The sequence below is a fragment of the Streptomyces thermoalcalitolerans genome, assembly GCF_039525155.1.
GTDB lineage: Bacteria > Actinomycetota > Actinomycetes > Streptomycetales > Streptomycetaceae > Streptomyces > Streptomyces thermovulgaris.
The window spans coordinates 112144-132642 of record NZ_BAAAHG010000002.1 but is presented as its reverse complement, the minus strand read 5'-3'; the positions used below and the strand labels follow the sequence as shown (position 1 = coordinate 132642).

General features: G+C 69.8%; 17 protein-coding genes and 2 tRNA genes. 5 read left to right on the top strand and 14 right to left on the bottom strand.

Going from position 1 to position 20499, the window contains the following annotated elements; all coding sequences use genetic code 11:
• Nucleotides 1-95 precede the first annotated feature (95 nt).
• Nucleotides 96-347, top strand: a complete 252-nt coding sequence (gene crgA / locus ABD224_RS02030) for a cell division protein CrgA (RefSeq protein ID WP_344046004.1) — start codon at nt 96-98, stop codon at nt 345-347.
• Nucleotides 348-642: 295 nt separating this feature from the next.
• Here crgA and ABD224_RS02025 read toward each other — a convergent pair whose 3' ends face one another.
• Together ABD224_RS02025 and ABD224_RS02020 are read right to left on the bottom strand one after the other, a co-directional pair.
• Nucleotides 643-1551 carry a rhomboid family intramembrane serine protease gene (locus tag ABD224_RS02025; RefSeq protein WP_344046002.1) on the bottom strand — a complete coding sequence of 303 codons (909 nt, stop codon included), beginning with the start codon at nt 1549-1551 and terminating at the stop codon, nt 643-645.
• Nucleotides 1552-1680: 129 nt separating this feature from the next.
• Nucleotides 1681-2214: a peptidylprolyl isomerase gene (locus ABD224_RS02020; RefSeq protein WP_344046000.1), complete on the bottom strand. Its 534-nt coding sequence runs from the start codon at nt 2212-2214 to the stop codon at nt 1681-1683.
• 441 nt (nt 2215-2655) lie between these two features.
• On the opposite strand from ABD224_RS02020, the gene ABD224_RS02015 reads away from it, so the two are divergent.
• A complete protein-coding gene (locus ABD224_RS02015) occupies nt 2656-3363 on the top strand; it encodes a DUF5324 family protein (RefSeq protein WP_344045998.1) in 708 nt (235 codons plus the stop codon).
• Nucleotides 3364-3581: 218 nt separating this feature from the next.
• Here ABD224_RS02015 and ABD224_RS02010 read toward each other — a convergent pair.
• Nucleotides 3582-3654: transfer RNA gene (locus ABD224_RS02010), tRNA-Ala, on the bottom strand.
• A 179-nt stretch (nt 3655-3833) separates the two neighbouring features.
• Between ABD224_RS02010 and ABD224_RS02005 the strand changes: the two genes are divergently transcribed.
• Nucleotides 3834-4382 carry a DNA-binding protein gene (locus tag ABD224_RS02005; protein WP_067398348.1) on the top strand — a complete coding sequence of 183 codons (549 nt, stop codon included), beginning with the start codon at nt 3834-3836 and terminating at the stop codon, nt 4380-4382.
• Between the two features lie 68 nt (nt 4383-4450).
• Entirely contained in the window at nt 4451-6019 is a 1569-nt protein-coding gene (locus tag ABD224_RS02000) for a serine/threonine protein kinase (RefSeq protein ID WP_344045994.1), read from the top strand.
• Nucleotides 6020-6087: 68 nt separating this feature from the next.
• On the opposite strand, the gene ABD224_RS01995 is transcribed toward ABD224_RS02000, so the two are convergent.
• Nucleotides 6088-7365 (bottom strand): hypothetical protein, encoded by a 1278-nt coding sequence (locus tag ABD224_RS01995; RefSeq protein ID WP_344045992.1) that lies wholly within the window; start codon nt 7363-7365, stop codon nt 6088-6090.
• A 313-nt stretch (nt 7366-7678) separates the two neighbouring features.
• A complete protein-coding gene (locus tag ABD224_RS01990; RefSeq protein WP_010467770.1) occupies nt 7679-7807 on the bottom strand; it encodes a DLW-39 family protein in 129 nt (42 codons plus the stop codon).
• A 335-nt stretch (nt 7808-8142) separates the two neighbouring features.
• Between ABD224_RS01990 and ABD224_RS01985 the strand changes: the two genes are divergently transcribed.
• Complete coding sequence (locus ABD224_RS01985; protein ID WP_344045988.1) at nt 8143-8499, top strand: DUF6344 domain-containing protein; 357 nt, start codon at nt 8143-8145, stop codon at nt 8497-8499.
• Nucleotides 8500-8823: 324 nt separating this feature from the next.
• Here ABD224_RS01985 and ABD224_RS01980 read toward each other — a convergent pair whose 3' ends face one another.
• From ABD224_RS01980 to dnaN, 9 genes are all read right to left on the bottom strand, one after another.
• Nucleotides 8824-9144, bottom strand: a complete 321-nt coding sequence (locus tag ABD224_RS01980; protein ID WP_344045986.1) for a hypothetical protein — start codon at nt 9142-9144, stop codon at nt 8824-8826.
• Nucleotides 9145-9350: 206 nt separating this feature from the next.
• Nucleotides 9351-9424: transfer RNA gene (locus tag ABD224_RS01975), tRNA-Ile, on the bottom strand.
• A gap of 123 nt (nt 9425-9547) precedes the next feature.
• Nucleotides 9548-10297, bottom strand: a complete 750-nt coding sequence (locus tag ABD224_RS01970; RefSeq protein ID WP_344045984.1) for a DUF3566 domain-containing protein — start codon at nt 10295-10297, stop codon at nt 9548-9550.
• A gap of 18 nt (nt 10298-10315) precedes the next feature.
• A complete protein-coding gene (gene gyrA / locus ABD224_RS01965) occupies nt 10316-12907 on the bottom strand; it encodes a DNA gyrase subunit A (RefSeq protein ID WP_344045982.1) in 2592 nt (863 codons plus the stop codon).
• Between the two features lie 42 nt (nt 12908-12949).
• The gene (gyrB, locus tag ABD224_RS01960; protein ID WP_344045980.1) at nt 12950-15007 is read right to left on the bottom strand and encodes a DNA topoisomerase (ATP-hydrolyzing) subunit B; all 2058 of its coding nucleotides are present in this window, start codon (nt 15005-15007) and stop codon (nt 12950-12952) included.
• Between the two features lie 399 nt (nt 15008-15406).
• Entirely contained in the window at nt 15407-15955 is a 549-nt protein-coding gene (locus tag ABD224_RS01955) for a DciA family protein (protein WP_344045978.1), read from the bottom strand.
• A complete protein-coding gene (recF, locus tag ABD224_RS01950; protein WP_344045976.1) occupies nt 15952-17073 on the bottom strand; it encodes a DNA replication/repair protein RecF in 1122 nt (373 codons plus the stop codon). Before recF ends, ABD224_RS01955 begins: the two co-directional genes overlap by 4 nt.
• A gap of 89 nt (nt 17074-17162) precedes the next feature.
• Nucleotides 17163-18041, bottom strand: coding sequence for a phosphogluconate dehydrogenase (NAD(+)-dependent, decarboxylating) (gene gnd / locus ABD224_RS01945; protein ID WP_344045974.1), 879 nt, complete (start codon nt 18039-18041; stop codon nt 17163-17165).
• 181 nt (nt 18042-18222) lie between these two features.
• A complete protein-coding gene (dnaN, locus tag ABD224_RS01940) occupies nt 18223-19353 on the bottom strand; it encodes a DNA polymerase III subunit beta (protein WP_344045972.1) in 1131 nt (376 codons plus the stop codon).
• Nucleotides 19354-20499 lie beyond the last annotated feature (1146 nt).

Sequence of the window (20499 nt, the reverse complement as noted above, 5' to 3'; positions counted from 1 at the left end):
GCCCGGGAGAGTACTCAGTGTCCCCTTGTACGCTGCCCCGGAAGCCAGCTCAGTTCCCTGCGCGGCCACGCAGCGCATCGACAGGAGAGACCCTCGTGCCGAAGTCACGTATCCGCAAGAAGGCCGACTACACCCCGCCGCCCACCAAGCAGGCGAACATCAAACTGCAGAGCAGCAGCTGGGTGGCGCCCGTCATGCTGGCCCTGTTCCTTCTCGGTCTGGTCTGGATCGTCGTCTTCTATGTGACCGGCGGCTCACTGCCCGTCGAATCCCTGGGCAACTGGAACATCGTGGTGGGCTTCGGTTTCATCGCCGCCGGATTCGCCGTCTCCACACAGTGGAAGTGATGCCAGGCCCCGGTGACCCAGCTCTGCCCACAGGTGTTCGCTGAGTTATCCACAGGCCGGTGCAATATCCACACTTTGAGCTGGGGAAAAGCCCCGATCTGTGGATAACCCTTCTTCTGTTGACACCGGTACGACCGTCACACTACCTCGTCAGTCCCCCTCGCCCCCTGCCTGACCTGCACAAACGCAGGTGACAAGGGGACGCGCGCATCCTCACACGCTATGCACAGAACCCGCCACCATCTGTGGACAACACCCGGCACACGGAGGTTCCCGGCCGTGGCCGGCCGTGGTCTCAGGTGAGCTGAGCCGTTCTGAGCAGCGTCAGCGCCACGACGGCCGCCAGAACCAGCGCACAGGTCCCATATTGCACCAAAGACCGCCGCTCGCGCGGGGCGTGGACCATCGCATAGCCGATGACCGCACCCGCGACCAGACCGCCGATGTGGGCCTGCCAGGCGATGTTGCTCCAGGTGAAGGTGAAGATCAGGTTGATCACCAGCAGGGCGATGATCGGCCGCATGTCGTAGTCGAGCCGGCGCATCAGCACGGCTGTCGCACCGAACAGGCCGAAGATGGCGCCGGAGGCGCCGAGCGAGGCCTGGCCCGGCGCGGCGAGCAGATACGTCAGCGCGCCGCCCGCGAGGCCGGAGATGAGGTACAGCGCGAGATAGCGCAGCCGGCCGAGAGCCGCTTCCAGGGGACCGCCCAGCCACCACAGGCCCAGCATGTTGAAGGCGATGTGCCAGATCTCCTCATGGGCGAACATCGAGGTCACCAGGCGGTACCACTCACCGTCCGCGAGCCCCGCGACGGGCACGAACGGCGGCGGCGGCCATGCGCCGAGCAGGACCAGGTGCGCCAGGAGCGAGGACTCGGCGTGGATCGCGAGGAACACCGAGAGGTTGATCCCGATGAGGATCTTGGTGAGCAGGCGGGGGTCGGCGGCCACGGTGCCGCCGGCCAGGGTGCGGGGCCGGCTCGCGGCGGGTGAGTGGCCGGTGCCGGAGCCGCTGCGGACGCAGTCCGGGCACTGGAAACCCACGGAGGCACTCACCATGCACTCGGGGCAGATCGCCCGCTCGCAGCGGGTGCAGCGGACGCCGGTCTCGCGGTCCGGGTGGCGATAGCAGGTGGGCAGGCGGTGGACTTCCTGCGGACCCTGGTCCGCCGGGCCCTGCGGGCTGCCTGGTGCCTGGTCCATGGGGTCCCCTCGTTCGTTCTGGACGGTGCACGGCTGCGGCTCCTTCGGGCAAGGCACCGCCCCGCTCATCCTTACGGACGAGCGGGGCGATTGGTTCCCTTGGGAAGCCGTCGGGCCGGACCCTCGGGTTCAGCCCTCGCGGGTCTCGACGACGACGGTCTCGATGACGACGTCGTTGACGGGACGGTCGGTGCGCGGGTTGGTCTGCGTGTCGGCGATGGAGTCGACGACCTTCCGGCTGGCCGGGTCGACGACCTCGCCGAAGATGGTGTGCTTGCGGTTCAGCCAGGTCGTCGCGGCGACCGTGATGAAGAACTGCGAGCCGTTGGTGCCCGGACCGGCGTTGGCCATCGCCATCAGGTAGGGCCGGTCGAAGGAGAGGTCCGGGTGGAACTCGTCCTCGAACTGGTAGCCGGGACCGCCGGTGCCGTTGCCCAGCGGGTCACCGCCCTGGATCATGAAACCGCTGATCACCCGGTGGAAGACCGTGCCGTCGTAGAGCTTCGCCGTGGACTTCTCACCGGTGGCGGGGTGGGTCCACTCGCGCTCGCCCTTGGCGAGCTCGACAAAGTTCCGGACCGTCTTGGGGGCGTGGTTCGGCAGGAGCCGGACCTCGATGTCGCCGTGGTTGGTCTTCAGGGTGGCGTAGAGCTGCTCAGCCACGATCTGCCTTCCGTTGTCTTCGTGTGACTCCCCGATCCTCGCACGGCCCGTGCCGTGCGTCGTCCGGCGGCGGTTTCCCGGCGGGCATCCGGCCGATCCGGTTGCGCGGCACCCGTTCGGTCCCCTCGGGCCGGGAGCGCGGTGCGACGATCCGTGGCATTGTCGGCGACAAGCCCCTTTCGCCCCGTACTCACCCCTGTTGACCCCAGTCCGTTCCTGTCCCCCTTGCTCTCCCCCTTGCTCTCCCCCTTGCTCATCCGCCCTCGCGCATGAGCGTCCCGGGTCCCGGGCGGGCCCCCGCCGGAAGGAGCGCCGCGACTGCCGGAGGCACGGCCCATGACCCGGATGCCCGTCCGCACATGCCCCCGGGCACAGGGGCAGGCATGATCCGTAAAAGGGTGGAAAGTCGCAATACCGTACGCCACCGAGGAGGAGGAACCCGTGACCCGCATCGACAGCGTGCGCGCCGCGACCGGCTCGGCAAAGGACAGCGTGCTGCACGCCGCGGAAGTGGTGGCGCCCTACGCCGGCACGGCCAGGGAAAGGGCCGCGCACTACGCACACGAGGCACGCGTACGGCTCGCGCCGAAGGTGTCACTGGCCGCCGAACAGGCCCGTGTCCAGTACGGCACCCATGTCGCACCCCGGCTGGAGCAGGCCTGTGCGCAGGCCATGGCCCATGTGCCGCCGAAGGTCGACCTGGTCGGCCGGCAGACGGCCGAACGGACGCGCAGGGCCGCCCGGCAGGCCGCCGAGTACTCCCGGCCGAAGATCGAGCAGGCGAAGGTCGCGGCCGGTCCGGTCGCGGACGAGGCCGCCGCACGCGGCGCCGCCGCACTGGTCGTCCTGCGTGGTCAGGTCCCGGCACGGAAGATCCAGAAGCTGGCCCGCAGGCAGCAGCAGCGGGGCCGGGCGGGCCGTGCCATGGGGCTGCTCACCTTGACGGGCCTGCTCGCCGGCGGCGCCTTCGCCGCCTGGAGGTGGTGGGACCGGCAGGCCAACCCCGACTGGCTGGTGGAACCGCCGGCCGCCACGGAGGTGCCCGAGTCGGGCGGGCCGGCCTCGGCGAGCGGCAGCAGCCGGTCCGCGCCGGACCCGGATGTCCGGCAGGCCGAGGAGGAGACGACGCGCCGCGACAAACGCGGCTGACCGCCTTTCCGGTGGCGCGGCCGCCAAAGCCGCCGAAACGCCACCAAACAGCCACTGAAAAGAAGAAGACGTGAAAAGGCGAAGAAAAACTGAAGAAAGACCGAAGAGACCGGCGAAAAGACGCGCCATGAAGCAGCTCCCCCGATCCGGAGGACGGATCGGGGGAGCTGTTTCGTCACGTCCACGTCCGCGTGGGTCCGCGTCCGTGTCCGAGCCCGTGGAGCCTAGGGGAGTCGAACCCCTGACATCTGCCATGCAAAGACAGCGCTCTACCAACTGAGCTAAGGCCCCGTGAGAGGAGCATCCGGCCGGAGGGGACTTCCGGTCGGGCGTCGCAGACCAGGGTACCGGGTCACCCCCTGGATCTCACAAAAGGATTGGGCTCCCCGTGACCGACCACTCTCCGTAAGATGCTCGGCATGGTTCGCTACAGCGAACCATGGTACCTGGGGAAGCGATGGGGAGACGCTATGGACGCCGCACAGCAGGATGCCACCGCAAGAGCGCGTGAACTGCAGCGGAACTGGTACGGGGAGCCGTTGGGGGTACTCTTCCGCAAGCTCATAGACGACCTCGGGCTCAACCAGGCCCGGCTGGCGGCGGTGCTGGGGCTGTCCGCCCCGATGCTGTCGCAGCTGATGAGCGGCCAGCGCGCGAAGATCGGCAATCCGGCGGTGGTCCAGCGGGTGCAGCTGTTGCAGGAGCTGGCGGGGCAGGTGGCGAACGGCAGCGTCAGCGCGGCCGAGGCCACCGAGCGCATGGAGGAGATCAAGCGGTCGCAGGGGGGCTCGGTGCTCAGCAACCCCACGCAGTCGACGAACAGTTCGGGAGCGCCGACGGTCAAGCGCGTGGTCCGCGAAATCCAGTCGCTGCTGCGCTCGGTCGCAGCGGCCGGTGACATCATCGACGCGGCGAAGATCCTGGCCCCGACCCACCCCGAACTGGCCGAATTCCTCCGGGTGTACGGCGCGGGCCGCACCTCGGAGGCGGTCGCGCACTACCAGACCCACCAGACCTGACCCGAAGGGGGCGCAATCGCCCCGTCGCGAAGGGTGTGGGGCCGCAGGGGGAGGAGCGACGCACAGCCATGGGTGAGGTCTTCGCCGGCCGGTACGAGCTGGTCGACCCGATCGGGCGCGGTGGAGTGGGCGCGGTCTGGCGCGCCTGGGACCACCGGCGTCGCACCTACGTGGCCGCCAAGGTTTTGCAGCAGCGCGACGCGCACTCCCTGCTGCGCTTCGTCCGGGAGCAGGCGCTGCGGATCGACCACCCCCATGTGCTCGCCCCGACCAGCTGGGCCGCCGACGACGACAAGGTCCTGTTCACCATGGACCTGGTGGCCGGCGGCTCGCTGGCCCATCTGGTGGGGGACTACGGCCCGCTGCCCCCGGCGTTCGTCTGCACTCTGCTCGACCAACTGCTGTCGGGACTCGCCGCGGTGCACGCGGAGGGGGTCGTGCACCGCGACATCAAGCCCGCCAATGTGCTGCTGGAGGCGACCGGGACGGGCCGGCCCCGGCTGCGGCTGTCGGACTTCGGCATCGCGATACGGCTGGGCGAACCGCGGCTGACGGAGACCGACCTGGTGGTGGGGACGCCGGGATACATCGCGCCCGAGCAGCTGATGGGCGCCGAACCCGACTTTCCCGCCGACCTGTTCGCCACCGGCCTGGTCGCCCTCTATCTGCTGCAGGGCGCCAAGCCCGACGCCAAGGCGCTCGTGGGGTACTTCATGGAGCATGGGACGCCGAGTGCGCCCAAGGGAGTGCCCGAACCGCTGTGGCAGGTCGTGGCCGCGCTGCTGCAACCGGATCCGCAGAACCGGTTCCGTACGGCGACGGGAGCGCGCAAGGCCCTCCTCGCGTGTGCCGAGCTTCTGCCGGAGCCGGACCCCGAGGACGAACTGATCGAGATCTTCGACCAACTCGGGCCGTTACCACCGGGGTTCGGCCCCGATGGGCCGCTCAGCCGGAGCCCGGCGGTGACCGTCGGGCGCGGTGGGGCGGCCGGCTCCGCCGATACGGCACAGGCCACCGGCGGACCGGATCGGCCGCCCGGCACCGGGGCTGCCGCCACCGGCCTCATGGGCTCAGGCACCGGTTCCGCGGGCTCGGGGATCCCAAAGACCGGCCCTGCGGACTCAGGAATCGGCCCTGCGGACTCAGGAATCGGCCCTGCGGACTCGGGGACCGGCCCTGCGGACCCGGGTCCCTCGGGCACCGGTTCCGTCGCACCGGACCCGCGGCTCGCCTCCCGGCAGGGGACCGGGCCGGCACCGGGGCCGGACGGCAGCGGTTCGCCCACCGGTCCGGCCCGGCCCCTCACGATGTCGGACACCGGCAGCTTCCGCCTGCCGCCCCCACAGGCGATTCCCCCCGCACCGCCCCCACCGCCCGCACCGCCTGCCCCTTCCTTCCACGCCCTGCCGCCCTCCGGCGGTGTGCCGCCCGCGCCCGTGGCCCGTGCCGATGCCTCCATCACTGCTTCGTACACCGCCCGGGACCCGCAGGTTCCCGCTCCGGCCCGGGAAGACTCCCTCCACCACGCCGTACGCCGCCCTCGCCGCCCCGGCCCGCCCGCCCGGGTGGCGGTCCCGCTGCTGCTGCTCGCACTGGTCTGCTACGCCGTGGGCTTCTGGGCGCTGACCCGTCTGTGAGGTCCCGCGGGCAGCCGTCCGGTCCCGCCCGGTTCCCTGTGCGCGGTCCGCGGCTCGCGGTTCGCGTCCTACGCGGCACCCGGTGCGCCCGGGTGGCCCGCTCCGCGCCGGGCGGCCACCGTCCACACCCCGAGGACGGCCAGCAGAGCGGTTCCCGCACCGATTCCGCCGACGGCGAGCACCCGCAGCGCCACCGTGCCGCCCGCGGCCCCGGCCGGTGTCGCCGCTGCCCGGTCGTGGGCGGTGACCTCGAAGAGCTGCCCGGGTTCGGACCGGCCCGCGTAGTCCGGGCCGGGCCGGGCCGTGCCGTCCACCCGCACCCGCAGGGTCAGGTCGTAGGGTCCCTCGCCGAATCGTTCGGCGGTCTGGGCGGCGAGGTGCACGACCAGATAGTGGAGGCCGGCGAACCGCAGGCTCTTCACCTGGTCGGCGAAGCCGTAGCGGTTGGCGTGGGCGACGGGCGGCAGGGGTGCGAGGCCGGCCGAGGCCGGCCGTCCGCTGTAGCCGGCGTACGCCTCCTCGACGTGCCCGCGCACCGGGTTGTACAGCGTCAGGGTCAGCGCGCCGCTCACATAGCCGCTGCCCTCGCTCGCACCGCCCAGCTCGGCGGTGGCGTTCGGCTGCTGTCCCCAGTCGACCGGCACCTTGTAGAAGAGGGTCTGGCCGGGCCGTATCCGGGTGCGCCAGACTCCCGGTCCGATCGCGCTCGCCGCGGCGAACCCGGCACCGCCCGCGCGTTCCACCGCCTGGCCGGTGGCCTGCTCGGGCGAGGCGGAGTTCCACGAGTCGGGCGCCTTGGTCGCTCCGGTGCGCTTCAGGGGCGGCTCCGAGAACACGGCGAGTTCGAGGGGCCAGGTGTCGGACGAGGAGCCGTCGGCGCCGATGCGTTCGATCAGCACGTAGTACGTGCCGGCTCCCTGGCACAACGTGTGGCCGGGGGAGGCGTCGCGTGCTCCCCAGGCGGTGACGGGATGCGGGCTGCGGCTCGCGCCGAAGCGGGTGGTCTGGAAGGAGCAGGAGGTGCCCTGGGCGTCCTGCACCGAGATCCTGAGCCCGTCGGTGGCGGCGACCGTGGTGCCGGCCGCGGGCACCGCGGTGGCGGAGACGTACACGGTGGAGACGGCGTCGAGGTCGAGGCGGTAGTGGAGTCTGCCGTCCCACGGCAGGGAGCTTCTGTAGGTACGGCCCGGCTCGAGACGTTCGGCGCCCGCGGTGCCCGTCGCCCCGGTGACGGACGGGGCTCCCTCGGTGAAGGCGTACGGTCCCGGTGATCCGTCGGCGAAGGCGCTCGGTCCGGGGACGGCCGCCGCCAGGGACAGCACCGCGGCGGCGACGGCCAGGCGCACGGCGGGCCGCCGTGAGAACCGGTGCGCGCGTCGGTCGCGCCGGGGGTTCCCCGCCCTCGTCCGCCGTCCCGCTCCGCCCCGTTCCATGCCGCGCGCCCCCTCGCGTCTCGTCGCTCCGGATGTCGCCCATCCTGCCCAGTGCCTCGTTGGGCCGTCCGCGCCTTCTGGACGAACGTCCGGAACATCCGCCTTCCGGAAGCGAGCCCTACCTCACAGGACCCGTCCGCGCAACAGGAGACCGGGGCCGCGGCCCCGCGCACAAAACCCCGACCGCTCGGGCGGTCGGGGCCTGCTCAGTACCGGATGTCGGTGCTCACGAACCCGCGGGCACGGAGTCAGTCGCCTCCGTCCACAGGTCCTGCTCGGCGCGATCCGCCTGGATCTGGCGGTACACGAGGAGCCCACCGATGGCGGCCAGTGCAACCAGAAGAAGCTTCTTCACCGCGCGACCTCGTCTTTCCTTGACGTAGGGGACCTCTGGCGCCCGACTATACACACCGGCCGATATCGACCGGTGACCTGCGTCGAACCTCAACTACCGCATGCGCGCACGCAGTAGACGCGGACGAGACCGTCCGGACCGGAGGGTGACCGGACCCGCACGGGCGGTCATTTCACCCGCCTTCTCCCTCTTCAAGACTTTTCATCGTTCATGCGCCCATCCGAGTGGTGTTCATCCGAAGATCGCGGCTCCACGGGCGTCGGTCCACCACTTCGCGCCTCTCATACACATCATGAGCAAAGTACGCAAATCGCCCGACCCGAAAGTGAGGGGACATGGACCAGAACAAGGTCATGAAGCTGTGGACCACCATCGTCAGCGCCTTCCTCGCGCTGTGCACGGCACTCGGACTCATCACCACGACCGCTTCCGCCGCCGCCGCGGCCACCAAGCAGCCCGAGAAGACGTCCAAGAGCACCGCACTGGTGCCGGCCCAGCTGAGGTCCCCCTGGTCCAGGCTGCAGGCCAGGTCCCTGCCCCCCACGATGAAGCAGCGCATCCGCGCCGAGGCCCACGGCAAGACGCCCACCTGCCGCCACCGTCTGGCGCCCGACACCCCTTCCCTGGACACCGATCTCCCGTGCGTCTCCTCCGTCCCACCGGCCCGGCCGGCCATCCCTCTGCAACGGTGACAGGACCGCACCGGCCCCGCCGGTGCCTCCCACCCGCACCCACGACACAACGGCGACATTGCGTACGACACCAGCCGCACTTCCGAGGATCCCCGGTCGTCCGGACCGGGGATCCTCGTATGTCCGCCCCTGGCCTCCCCGGTGGTCTCCTCTTTCTTCCTGAAAGTTCTTCCTGAAGTTCTTCCGGGTTTTCCGGAAGGACTGGCCTGAGTCCCTCACCTGCGGCGGTCCTCCGTGGCCGAGCCTGTGACGTGCGGGGACGAAGGGCCCGTTGTCGTCGTCCGTCGGCACCGGTTCGCCCCAAACGGCCCGCGGGCGCCCCGCTCAGCCCGGCGACTGCGGGGGCTTCAGCAGATGCCTGTCGGCGAAACCGTTCATGAAGTCGACCGCGAACTCCCGTGACTCCGGCCGGACGGTCCCTTCAGGGTCTTCCGCGTACCAGAAGAACGTCTCCAGGTCGTCCTCCGCCCTGTTCAGCCACCAGGCCAGCCGGTTCAGCCTCCCCTCGCTCATCCGGACCGCGTCCCGGTGCACACGGTCGGCCTGCTCGGCGTCGTAGGTCTCCAGAGCGCGAAGGGCAGGATCCAGCTCCTGCGGAGCGAACGTCGCCCGGCACAGTTCGAGGACTTCGGCGGAAAGCGGCATGCTCCGAGGATGGACGCCACGGACCCTGAACGGCAGGGCCGAAGCGGCAGAAACCGGCGGGAGCGAGCGGGAAGCGGCCGGCATGCCCGCCGGGCTTCCGGAAGATCCGCCCTCGGTCGGCGCCGGCAGGACCGCCGGACGTCGGCAACGCCGGCAGCGCATGCCAAAGACCCTCCAACCTTGGCTGGTTGGAGGGTCTTCCTCTGTGGGGCTAACTGGATTTGAACCAGTGACCTCATCCTTATCAGGGATGCGCTCTAACCAACTGAGCTATAGCCCCGCCGCGCTTTGCGGGGGCGTCCCGCGCGCTGACTCCTGAAGATTAGCGCACGAGAGGGGAAGTCCCAAAATCGGTTGTCACGAGCCCCTCGGCAAACGTCCGCACAGCGCGTCGCGCCTCGCCTCACTCGTCCTCGGCCAGCGTCAGCTCGAAGCCTCCGACAAAGCCCGCGGAGAGGTTGTAGATGAACGCTCCGAGGGTCGCCAGGGCCGTGGCGAGGACCACGTCGATGGCGGCGATGACCGTCGTGAACATCAGGACGTTCGAGAGGGACAGGAAGGACTGCAGGTCGAAGCCGTTCGCGTCGTTCGTGCCGGTGGCCTCGGAGATCGTCCCGCCGACCGTGGAGAACACCCCCATCGCGTCCATGACCGTCCACAGCACGGCGGACGCCACGATGGTGCAGATGCCCAGCGCGATGGAGAGCAGGAAGCTGACCTTCATCACCGACCACGGGTCGACCTTGGCCACACGCAGCCGGGCCTTGCGGGTGCGCGGCAGGGTGCGCGCGTCCGTGCGCGGCCGGCGCACCGCGCCCTCGGGCGCCGCGGCCGACGGATAGGCCTGCGGCGGGTGGTACGGCCCCGAGGGCTGCTGCGGCTGCCGCTCGCCCGGCAGCGGGGAGTCCGTCTGCTGCGGGGCCCCCGAGTCCGGCTGCCGGCCGGCCGCGTTCTGGGGCTGCTGGGGCTGTGAGCCTCGGGTGTCCGTCACCGTTGCCCCCTGGGGTCCGTGCGCGTCGGCCGCGGATGGCTTGATCGCCTGCAGGTTGGTCGTGCGCGTGTCCACCGCATGCGCGGCGGAGCCACGGCCGCCGCCGTCCGTTTCCGTACCAGTGGAGGTACCGGCCGCTCCGGCGCCCGTGGCTCCGCTCACGATGACTCTCTCCTCGTCCTACTGGGCCGAGAGCGTCTTGCCCTCGTCCGTGCCGGTGGTCGCGGCACCCTCGGCGGCAAAGTCCCCGTCTCCGTCGACCTGCTCCGCCTCACGCCCCGCCTCGGCGTTGCGTGCGATGCCGACGACGGCGTCGCGCTTGCTCAAGTTGATCAGTTGGACGCCCATGGTGTCACGGCCCGTCTCCCTGACCTCGCTGACTCGCGTGCGAATCACACCGCCAGAGAGCGTGATGGCGAGGATCTCGTCGTTCTCCTCGACCACCAGCGCGCCCACGAGCGAACCGCGGTCTTCCACGATCTTGGCGGCCTTGATGCCGAGGCCGCCACGGCCCTGGACGCGGTACTCGTCGACTCGGGTCCGCTTGGCGTACCCACCGTCGGTGGCAGTGAACACGAACGTACCGGGTCGGACAACATTCATCGAGAGCAACTCGTCGCCCTCGCGGAAACTCATGCCCTTGACGCCCGAGGTGGCGCGGCCCATGGGACGCAAAGCGGCGTCCGAGGCGGTGAACCTGATCGACTGCGCCTTCTTGCTGATCAGCAGCAGATCGTCCTCGGGCGAGACGAGTTCGGCTCCGATCAGCTCGTCGTCGGTTCCGTCCTCCCGCGCGCGCAGGTTGATCGCGATGACACCACCGGAGCGCGGCGAGTCGTAATCCTTCAGAGGCGTCTTCTTGACCAGTCCGCCCTTGGTGGCGAGCACCAGGTACGGCGCCGCCTCGTAGTCGCGGATCGCGAGGATCTGGGCGATGGTCTCGTCCGGCTGGAAGGCGAGCAGGTTCGCCACGTGCTGCCCGCGCGAGTCCCGGCCCGCGTCCGGCAGCTCGTACGCCTTCGCCCGGTACACCCGGCCCTTGTTGGTGAAGAACAGCAGCCAGTGGTGCGTGGTGGTGACGAAGAAGTGGTCGACGATGTCATCTTCCTTCAGCCTCGTCCCGCGGACGCCCTTGCCGCCGCGCTTCTGGGCGCGGTAGTCGTCGGTCCTGGTGCGCTTGATGTAGCCGCCGCGGGTGACCGTGACGACGATGTCCTCCTCGGCGATCAGGTCCTCGATGGACATGTCGCCCTCGTACGGGACCAGCTGGGTCTTGCGGTCGTCGCCGTACTTCTCGACGAGCGCGGCCAGCTCCTCGCTGACGATCCCGCGCTGACGGGCCGGGGAGGCCAGGATCTCGTTGTACTCGTCGATCTTCGCCTGCAGCTCGTCGTGCTCCTGGACGATCTTCTGGCGCTCCAGGGCGGCCAGTCGCCGCAGCTGCATCTCGAGGATGGCGTTGGCCTGGACGTCGTCGATGTCCAGCAGGCGCGTCAGGCCCTCGCGCGCGACCTCGACGGTCGCACTGCGCCTGATCAGCGCGATGACCTCGTCGATGGCGTCCAGGGCCTTCAGCAGACCGCGCAGGATGTGCGCCCGCTCCTCGGCCTTGCGCAGACGGAAGCGCGTACGGCGGACGATGACCTCGATCTGGTGGTTCACCCAGTGGCGGATGAACGCGTCCAGCGACAGCGTGCGCGGCACACCGTCGACCAGGGCCAGCATGTTGGCGCCGAAGTTCGTCTGCAGTTCGGTGTGCTTGTACAGGTTGTTCAGGACGACCTTGGCGACCGCGTCCCGCTTCAGCACGATGACCAGACGCTGGCCCGTGCGCGAGCTCGTCTCGTCGCGGACGTCCGCGATGCCGCCGATCTTGCCGTCCTTCACCAGGTCGGCGATCTTCTGCGCGAGGTTGTCCGGGTTGACCTGGTACGGCAGCTCCGTGACCACCAGGCACTGGCGGTTCTGGATCTCCTCGACCTCGACCACCGCGCGCATGGTGATCGAGCCGCGGCCGGTGCGGTACGCCTCCTCGATGCCCTTGCGGCCCACCACCAGCGCACCGGTCGGGAAGTCCGGTCCCTTGATGCGCTCGATGAGCGCGTCGAGGAGCTCCTCGTGGGAGGCGTCCGGGTGCTCCAGGTACCACTGGGCGCCGGCGGCGACCTCGCGCAGGTTGTGCGGCGGGATGTTGGTGGCCATGCCCACCGCGATCCCGGCCGAGCCGTTGATCAGCAGGTTCGGGAAGCGGGACGGCAGGACGGTCGGCTCCTGGGAGCGTCCGTCGTAGTTGTCCGTGAAGTCGACGGTCTCCTCGTCGATGTCCCGGACCATCTCCATCGACAGCGGCGCCATCTTGCACTCGGTGTAGCGCATGGCCGCCGCCGGGTCGTTGCCCGGTGAACCGAAGTTGCCGTTGGAGTCCACCAGCGGCATCCGCATCGCCCACGGCTGCGCCAGGCGCACCAGCGCGTCGTAGATCGAGGAGTCGCCGTGCGGGTGGTAGTTGCCCATGACGTCGCCGACGACACGGGCGCACTTGTAGAAACCGCGGTCGGGGCGGTACCCGCCGTCGTACATGGCGTACAGCACACGGCGGTGGACGGGCTTGAGCCCGTCGCGCACGTCCGGCAGCGCACGCGAGACGATGACGGACATCGCGTAGTCGAGGTAGGAGCGCTGCATCTCCGTCTCGAGCCCGACGGGCTCGATGCGCAGCGTGGTCTCGCCCTCGGAGCCTTCAGGCGTGACGGTGGTGTTCTCGTCGGCCATTGCTGGTGGGATTCCTTCCTGGTGCGGTCAGCTGAGACCGACTCAGATGTCGAGGAAGCGGACGTCCTTGGCGTTGCGCTGGATGAACTGCCGGCGGGCCTCGACGTCCTCGCCCATCAGGATGGAGAACAGGTCGTCGGCCTGGGCGGCGTCGTCGAGGGTGACCTGACCGAGGACACGGTGGTTGACGTCCATGGTGGTCACGCGCAGCTCCTCGGCGTTCATCTCACCGAGGCCCTTGAAGCGCTGGATCGAGTCCTCCTTGATGCGCTTGCCGCGCTGCCGGCCCAGCTCGATCAGCGCGTCGCGCTCACGGTCGGAGTACGCGTACTCGACGTCGTCCCGGCTCCACTTGATCTTGTACAGCGGAGGACGGGACAGGAACACGTGCCCGGCCTCGACCAACGGCCGCATGAAGCGGAACAGGAAGGTCAGCAGCAGTGTGTTGATGTGCTGGCCGTCGACGTCGGCGTCCGCCATCAGGATGATCTTGTGATAGCGGAGCTTGCTGATGTCGAAGTCCTCGTGCACACCCGTGCCGAAGGCGGAGATCAGCGCCTGGATCTCCTGGTTCTGCAGGATCTTGTCCAGACGCGCCTTCTCCACGTTGAGGATCTTGCCGCGGATCGGGAGGATCGCCTGGTACTCCGGGTCGCGCCCGGACTTGGCCGAACCGCCGGCGGAGTCGCCCTCGACGATGAAGATCTCGCACTTGGACGGGTCGTTGGACTGGCAGTCGGCCAGCTTGCCCGGCAGGGACGCCGACTCCAGCAGCCCCTTGCGGCGGGTCAGGTCGCGCGCCTTGCGGGCCGCCACCCGCGCGCTGGCCGCCTGGATGCCCTTGCGGACGATGTCCGCGGCCTCGTTCGGGTTGCGGTCCAGCCAGTCGCTCAGATGCTCGTAGACCGCCTTCTGGACGAAGGTCTTCGCCTCCGTGTTGCCCAGCTTGGTCTTGGTCTGGCCCTCGAACTGCGGCTCGCTCAGCTTGACCGAGATGATCGCGGTCAGACCCTCGCGGATGTCGTCACCCGTGAGGTTGTCGTCCTTCTCCCGCAGCAGCTTCTTGTCGCGCGCGTACTTGTTGATCAGCGAGGTGAGCGCCGCGCGGAAGCCCTCCTCGTGCGTACCGCCCTCGTGGGTGTGGATGATGTTGGCGAACGAGTACACGCCCTCGCTGTAGCCGCTGTTCCACTGCATCGCGACCTCGAGGGACAGGCTCTTGTCCTTGTCCTCCGCCTCCAGCGAGATGATGGAGGGGTGCACCGTCTCCCCCTTGCGGGAGTTGAGGTACTTCACGAAGTCGACGATGCCGCCGTCGTAGCGGTAGGTGACGGTCTTGACCTGGCCCCCCTCGTCGGCGCCCGCCTCGTCCGCGCCGGAGGTGGCCTTCGCCGACTCCCGCTCGTCGGTCAGCGTGATCGTCAGGCCCTTGTTGAGGAACGCCATCTCCTGGAAACGCCGCGACAGCGTCTCGAAGGAGTACTCGGTGGTCTCGAAGACGTCCGGGTCGGCCCAGAACGTGACCGTCGTGCCGGTCTCGTCCGTCTCCTCGTGCCGGGCCAGCGGCGCCGTCGGGACGCCCATCTTGTACTCCTGCGTCCAGCGGTAGCCGTCCCGCTTGATCTCGACGGCCACCTTGCTGGACAGGGCGTTCACGACGGAGACACCGACACCGTGCAGACCGCCGGAGACCGCGTATCCGCCGCCGCCGAACTTGCCACCCGCGTGCAGGACGGTCAGCACGACCTCCACGGCCGGCCTGTTCTCCGAGGGGACGATGTCCACCGGGATGCCGCGGCCGTTGTCGACGACCCGCACGCCGCCGTCGGACAGGATCGTCACCTCGATGGTGTCCGCAAACCCGGCCAGTGCCTCGTCGACGGAGTTGTCGACCACCTCGTACACGAGGTGATGCAGGCCACGTTCGCCGGTCGAACCGATGTACATCCCAGGCCGCTTGCGGACCGCATCCAGACCCTCGAGTACGGTGATCGCACTGGCGTCGTAGGAAGCGGCGGCCTCGCCGTTCAAGGAGACGGCACCGTTCACGCCGGCATCGGTGGACGGGATGTTCTCGTTGGGGTTGCCGGAATCGGCCACGAAGCGCCCTTTCTGGCACAGCACGAGCCAGGCTCGTCGGCGGGTTGCCGGAGCGGCTGCGGCATGGTGCGTTGATCAGCGTTGCTCAGCGTTGCTCAGCTTTTCCCGGACGGTCCCCACGTTCGGGGCGGGATTGTCCTCCAGTCTACCGGTACCGCTGACAGTGATGGGTGTTTGCCGGTACCTGGGTACGCATGTGGCGCCCTGAACCGGTCTTGGGCGGGTACCGATATGTACAAGGGGGCTCCAAGGGGCTCACAGCGGCACTCAGCGCTTCCGGGCGTCAACCCTTCGCTACACCCGCACGGGCTGGGATTCGCACGAGCGTGCGATCGAGTGCGCGGTGGTACGGCGAGCGGTCCTCCCGCGCCCCCTCACGGCTTTCCCGTGTGAGGTATGTCACCCATAGGTGTCGCCGGGGCCCCTGCTGCCCGGCGCCCGCAGCGGGCCGTACCCGCGGCCGCCCCCGCCGGGCCCGAGCACCTTGATCGCCCGCACCGTGCCGTGCCCGAGGTCCTCGTTCAGCCGGGCCACCAGCGTCGGGGCCAGCAGACGCAGGTTCGTCGCCCACGCGGTCGCGTCGCAGCGCACCGTCAGCACCCGCTCGGCCTCGTCGTATCTCTCCGGGACACAGTGCCTGGCCACATCCGGACCCACGATCTGCGGCCAGCGCCCCATCACACCGCCCACCGCGGCCGGCGTCTCCCACCCGCGCTCCACGAGCAGCCGGTTGATCGCCGCACCGAGCGTCATCGGCTCACGGCCGTCGACGCGCACACCGGAACGCAAGCCGCCACGCCGCGTCTGCCTGCCCTGCCGCGCCGCGTCCCCCCGCGCGCGTGCCGCCTCCTTCGCCGCGCGCAGCGCCGCACGCGCGAGATCCACGCCGGACGGCTCGGCCGTCCCGCGGGCGCCGTCGTCCGGCCCGGGTTCCTGCTCGATGCTCATACGCGCTCCACCGTCCCGCCCGATACGACGAACCGCGCTCCCGTCAGCAGATGCGGCACGTCGTCGTCCACCGCGGCCGTCACCAGCACCTGCTCACCGGGCGCGACCAGCTCGGCCAGCCGCTCCCGGCGCCGTGTGTCCAGCTCCGCGAAGACGTCGTCGAGAATCAGCACCGGCTCGTTCCCCTCCGCCCGCAGCAGGTCGTACGACGCCAGCCGCAGCGCCAGCGCGTACGACCAGGACTCCCCGTGGGAGGCGTATCCCCTGGCGGGCAGCTGCCCCAGCTTGAGGACCACATCGTCCCGATGCGGTCCCACCAGCGTCACACCCCGCTCGATCTCCTGCCTGCGGACCTCGGCGAGCGCCGTCATCAGCTGTGCGAAGAGCTCCTCGCGCGTGTGCGCCTCACCGGGCGCGGACGACCGGTACTCCAGCACCAGCGGACCACCGCCCGGAGCCAGCTGCTCGTACGCCTTGTCGGCCAGCGGCTGCAGCGCGGCCACCAGGTCCAGCCGCTGGGCCAGCAGCTCCGCGCCCGCGCGCGCGAGATGCTGGTCCCACACGTCCAGGGTGGACAGATCCATCGAGCGGCCGCCGTGCCGGCGCGCCAGCGCGGCCGACTTCAGCAGCGTGTTGCGCTGCTTGAGCACCCGCTCGTAGTCCGAGCGCACCCCCGCCATCCTCGGGAAGCGCGCGGTGATCAGCTCGTCCAGGAAACGCCGCCGCTCCCCCGGATCGCCCTTGACCAGGGCCAGGTCCTCGGGCGCGAACAGCACGGTCCGTACGATCCCCAGCACATCCCGCGGCCTGACCTGGGAGGACCGGTTGACGCGGGCCCGGTTGGCCCGGCCGGGGTTCAGCTCCAGCTCGACCAGCTGCTGCCGCTCGCCCTGCCTGACCTGCGCCCGGATCACCGCCCGTTCGGCGCCCATGCGGACCAGGGGCGCGTCGGAGGCGACCCGGTGACTGCCGAGCGTGGCGAGATAACCGATCGCCTCGACGAGGTTCGTCTTGCCCTGTCCGTTCGGGCCGACGAACGCCGTGACCCCCGGATCGAGCCGTACCTCGGCCCGGGCGTACGAACGGAAGTCGGCCAGCGACAGATGCGTGACATGCATGGTCGTACGCCGACCTCCCCCGGCGTCGTGGACCGCTCGACGGCCCTGCGGACTGGTTCTTCTCTTCGCTTCGTCGCTACGGCGCTACTTCACTGCTTCGTCGCCACGGCGTGTCCGCCGAACTGGTTGCGCAGCGCGGCGACCATCTTCATCTGCGGCGAGTCCTCCTGGCGGGAGGAGAAGCGCGCGAACAGGGCGGCCGTGATCGCCGGCATCGGCACGGCGTTGTCGATGGCGGCCTCCACGGTCCACCGGCCCTCGCCGGAGTCCTCCGCGTAGCCGCGCAGCTTCTCCAGGTGCTCGTCCTCGTCGAGGGCGTTCACGGCGAGGTCGAGCAGCCAGGAGCGGATGACGGTGCCGTCCTGCCAGGAGCGGAAGACCTCACGGACGTTGTCCACGAAGTCGACCTTCTCCAGCAGCTCCCAGCCCTCGGCGTAGGCCTGCATCATCGCGTACTCGATGCCGTTGTGGACCATCTTCGCGAAGTGGCCCGCGCCCACCCTGCCCGCGTGGACCGCGCCGAAGTCGCCCTCCGGCTTGAGCGCGTCGAAGACCGGCTGCACCCTGGCGATGTGCTCCGCGTCACCGCCGTACATCAGCGCGTAGCCGTTCTCCAGGCCCCACACGCCGCCCGAGACGCCGCAGTCGACGAAGCCGATGCCCTTCTCGGCCAGCTTCCTCGCGTGCTTCTCGTCGTCCGTCCACCGGGAGTTCCCGCCGTCCACGACGACGTCGCCGGGCTCCAGCAGCTCGGCGAGCGCGTCGATCGTGGTCCGCGTGGGCTCGCCCGCCGGGACCATCACCCAGACCACACGCGGGGCCTGGAGCTTGCCCACAAGCTCCTCCAGGCTGTGGACGTCCGCGAGATCCGGGTTGCGGTCGTATCCGACGACGGTGTGGCCGGCGCGGCGTATCCGCTCGCGCATGTTGCCGCCCATCTTGCCGAGGCCGACGAGACCGAGCTCCATCAGTTGCGTTCCTTAGGTTGTACGGGTTGGACGAGGTGACGTTCCGGCGCTTTCGCACCCGCGTCCGAGCCTAAACCCGGACGCTTGCGCACATCTGTGGGCATACACGCTCATGCGTACGCCCGCCACGGAGGCCCGCCACCTGCGGAAACCCGCTCGACCGCCGGACCGGCCCGGCGGATCAGCCGCTGAGCCGCACGGGCATGATCAGGTACTTATAGGTCTCGTCCACCTCGGCGTCCACCGCCGGCTTGCCGTTGAGCAGCGCGGGCTTGGTGGACGTCGTGAAGGACAGCTGCGCCACCGGGGAGTCGATGGCGCTCAGGCCGTCCAGCAGGAACGTGGGGTTGAAGGCGATGGAGATGTCGTCGCCCTCCAGCTGCGCGTCCACCCTTTCCACAGCCTGTGCGTCGTCGCTGGAGCCGGCCTCCAGGGTCAGCACGCCCTGCTCGAAGCTCAGCCGCACCGGGGTGTTGCGTTCGGCGACCAGGGAGACACGCTTGACCGCCTCCACGAAGGGGGCGGTCTCGATGACGGCGACCGAGCTGAACTCCGTCGGGAACAGCGTGCGGTACTTCGGGAGGTCGCCCTCCAGCAGACGCGTGGTCGTCCGCCGGCCGGCCCCCTCGAAACCGATCAGGCCCTCTCCCGCGCCGGAGCCGGACAGCGCCAGGGTCACGTCGTCGCCGTTGGTCAGCGACTTGGCGATGTCCAGCAGGGTCTTGGCGGGCACCAGGGCGACCGCGGAGGCGTCCGGGCTCTCCGGCTTCCACAGGAACTCGCGCACCGCGAAGCGGTAGCGGTCGGTGGAGGCCAGGGTGACCGTGTCGCCCTCGATCTCGATGCGGACACCGGTCAGGACGGGCAGCGTGTCGTCGCGGCCCGCCGCGATGGCGACCTGCTGCACGGCGGAGGCGAAGACCTCACCGGGGACCGTGCCCGTCGCGTTCGGCATCTGCGGAAGCGCCGGGTACTCCTCCACCGGCAGGGTGTGGAGCGTGAAGCGGGAGGAGCCGCAGACCACCGTGGCCCGCACACCGTCCGTGGAGATCTCCACCGGCCGGTTGGGCAGGGCACGGGAGATGTCGGCGAGCAGGCGGCCGGAGACCAGGACCGTGCCCTCCTCCTCGACCTCGGCCTCCACCGACACGCGTGCGGAGACCTCGTAGTCGAAGCCGGACAGGCTCAGCTGCCCGTCCTCCGCCTTCAGCAGCAGGCCGGCGAGCACAGGCGCCGGCGGACGGGCCGGGAGGCTGCGTGCCGCCCAGGCCACTGCCTCCGCGAGTACGTCGCGTTCCACCCGGATCTTCACGGTAAGCCGCCTCCTGCTGTTGCTTCTGAGTCGCTGCTGAGTCCTCCGACTCGGTGTCATCGCCCGCCGAGTGGGGAAGGACACCGGCAACCAGTCTGACGCACGCCAGTGACAGCAGGTGCCTGTCGGGGTCAAGTCGCTCCAAGGGGCGGTCGGGCCCGGGAGGGCGAGTTGTGCACAGGCCCCGCTTCGAAACGAATTCCGCGCTCTCTCTCGTTGTGGGTAGTAGTAGGGCCTGTGGATACCGTGGATAACCACGTTTGCCCAGCTCAGTGCGGAGGTTTTGTCCACGGTCCCTGTGGGCGGCCGCGGTGGACAACTCAGGGGGTCTGTGGAGGACGGGAAGTTCTGCACACCCCGCCCACAGCCCGGGGCCGGTTCTCCCCAGCTGCGTCCCCAGATTTCCGGCTCTTTCCCACATCCCGGTCCGGCAGCCCGGTGTGACAGCTTTCACTCGACGCGGCGAGAGGTTGCTCCGAGTTGCCGAACAGTGGACAGGGCTGTGGAGAAGCCGTGGATGGCTGGGGACAACGGCGCCCGGCCTGTGGGTTGCCGGTGGACAACTCGGTGCGGGGCTTGTGGATCACTGCTTCGTCCACAGTCTGTGGAGAGCGGTCGTCCACTGATCCACAGGCTGGTGAGCTGGGCTGATGGAGGGTCAACACCTCAACCTGTGGACACTGTTCGGACAACCTGGCGGTCCCCAGGCTGTGGACGGAAGAAAGTCCCCGGATCTGTGGAGGAGGGCCGTAACCCCGGGGTGGATTCGAACAGCGGGGATGGTCCCCGAGGGCGCCGAGGGCGCCAGGGGAGGGGAAGCGCGGGGGACACGGGCGGCGGCCGGGGCCGGCCCGAGGGCAGGGCCGGGCACGGGGCGGTGGCGGGCCGGGGCGGCAGGGCGGTGCGGGACGGTGTGGGACGGTGCGGGGCGGAGTGGGGCGGAGTGGGACGGTGTGGAGCGGTGCGAAGGCGTTCGGCGGATCTTTTTCGTCCGGCTCCGGCGCCCTGGCGCGGTCCGGACGTGAAAGGGCATGTGGGAGGCCCGGAGGGCGTTCCGGAGTGTCCAGAGGTCCGGAAGGGCGCGGCGGGAAGCTCGCAGACCGGAGTCCGGAGAGCTGGAGACTCGCAGAGCCGGATCCCCGGGGA

Coding starts and splice junctions, on each gene's coding strand:
- ABD224_RS02025 (WP_344046002.1), bottom strand. CDS start 1,551: ATGGACCAGGCACCAGGCAGCCCGCAGGGCCCGGCGGACCAGGGTCCG.
- ABD224_RS02005 (WP_067398348.1), top strand. CDS start 3,834: ATGGACGCCGCACAGCAGGATGCCACCGCAAGAGCGCGTGAACTGCAG.
- ABD224_RS02000 (WP_344045994.1), top strand. CDS start 4,451: ATGGGTGAGGTCTTCGCCGGCCGGTACGAGCTGGTCGACCCGATCGGG.
- ABD224_RS01985 (WP_344045988.1), top strand. CDS start 8,143: ATGGACCAGAACAAGGTCATGAAGCTGTGGACCACCATCGTCAGCGCC.
- ABD224_RS01980 (WP_344045986.1), bottom strand. CDS start 9,144: ATGCCGCTTTCCGCCGAAGTCCTCGAACTGTGCCGGGCGACGTTCGCT.
- gyrA (WP_344045982.1), bottom strand. CDS start 12,907: ATGGCCGACGAGAACACCACCGTCACGCCTGAAGGCTCCGAGGGCGAG.
- ABD224_RS01955 (WP_344045978.1), bottom strand. CDS start 15,955: ATGAGCATCGAGCAGGAACCCGGGCCGGACGACGGCGCCCGCGGGACG.
- recF (WP_344045976.1), bottom strand. CDS start 17,073: ATGCATGTCACGCATCTGTCGCTGGCCGACTTCCGTTCGTACGCCCGG.
- gnd (WP_344045974.1), bottom strand. CDS start 18,041: ATGGAGCTCGGTCTCGTCGGCCTCGGCAAGATGGGCGGCAACATGCGC.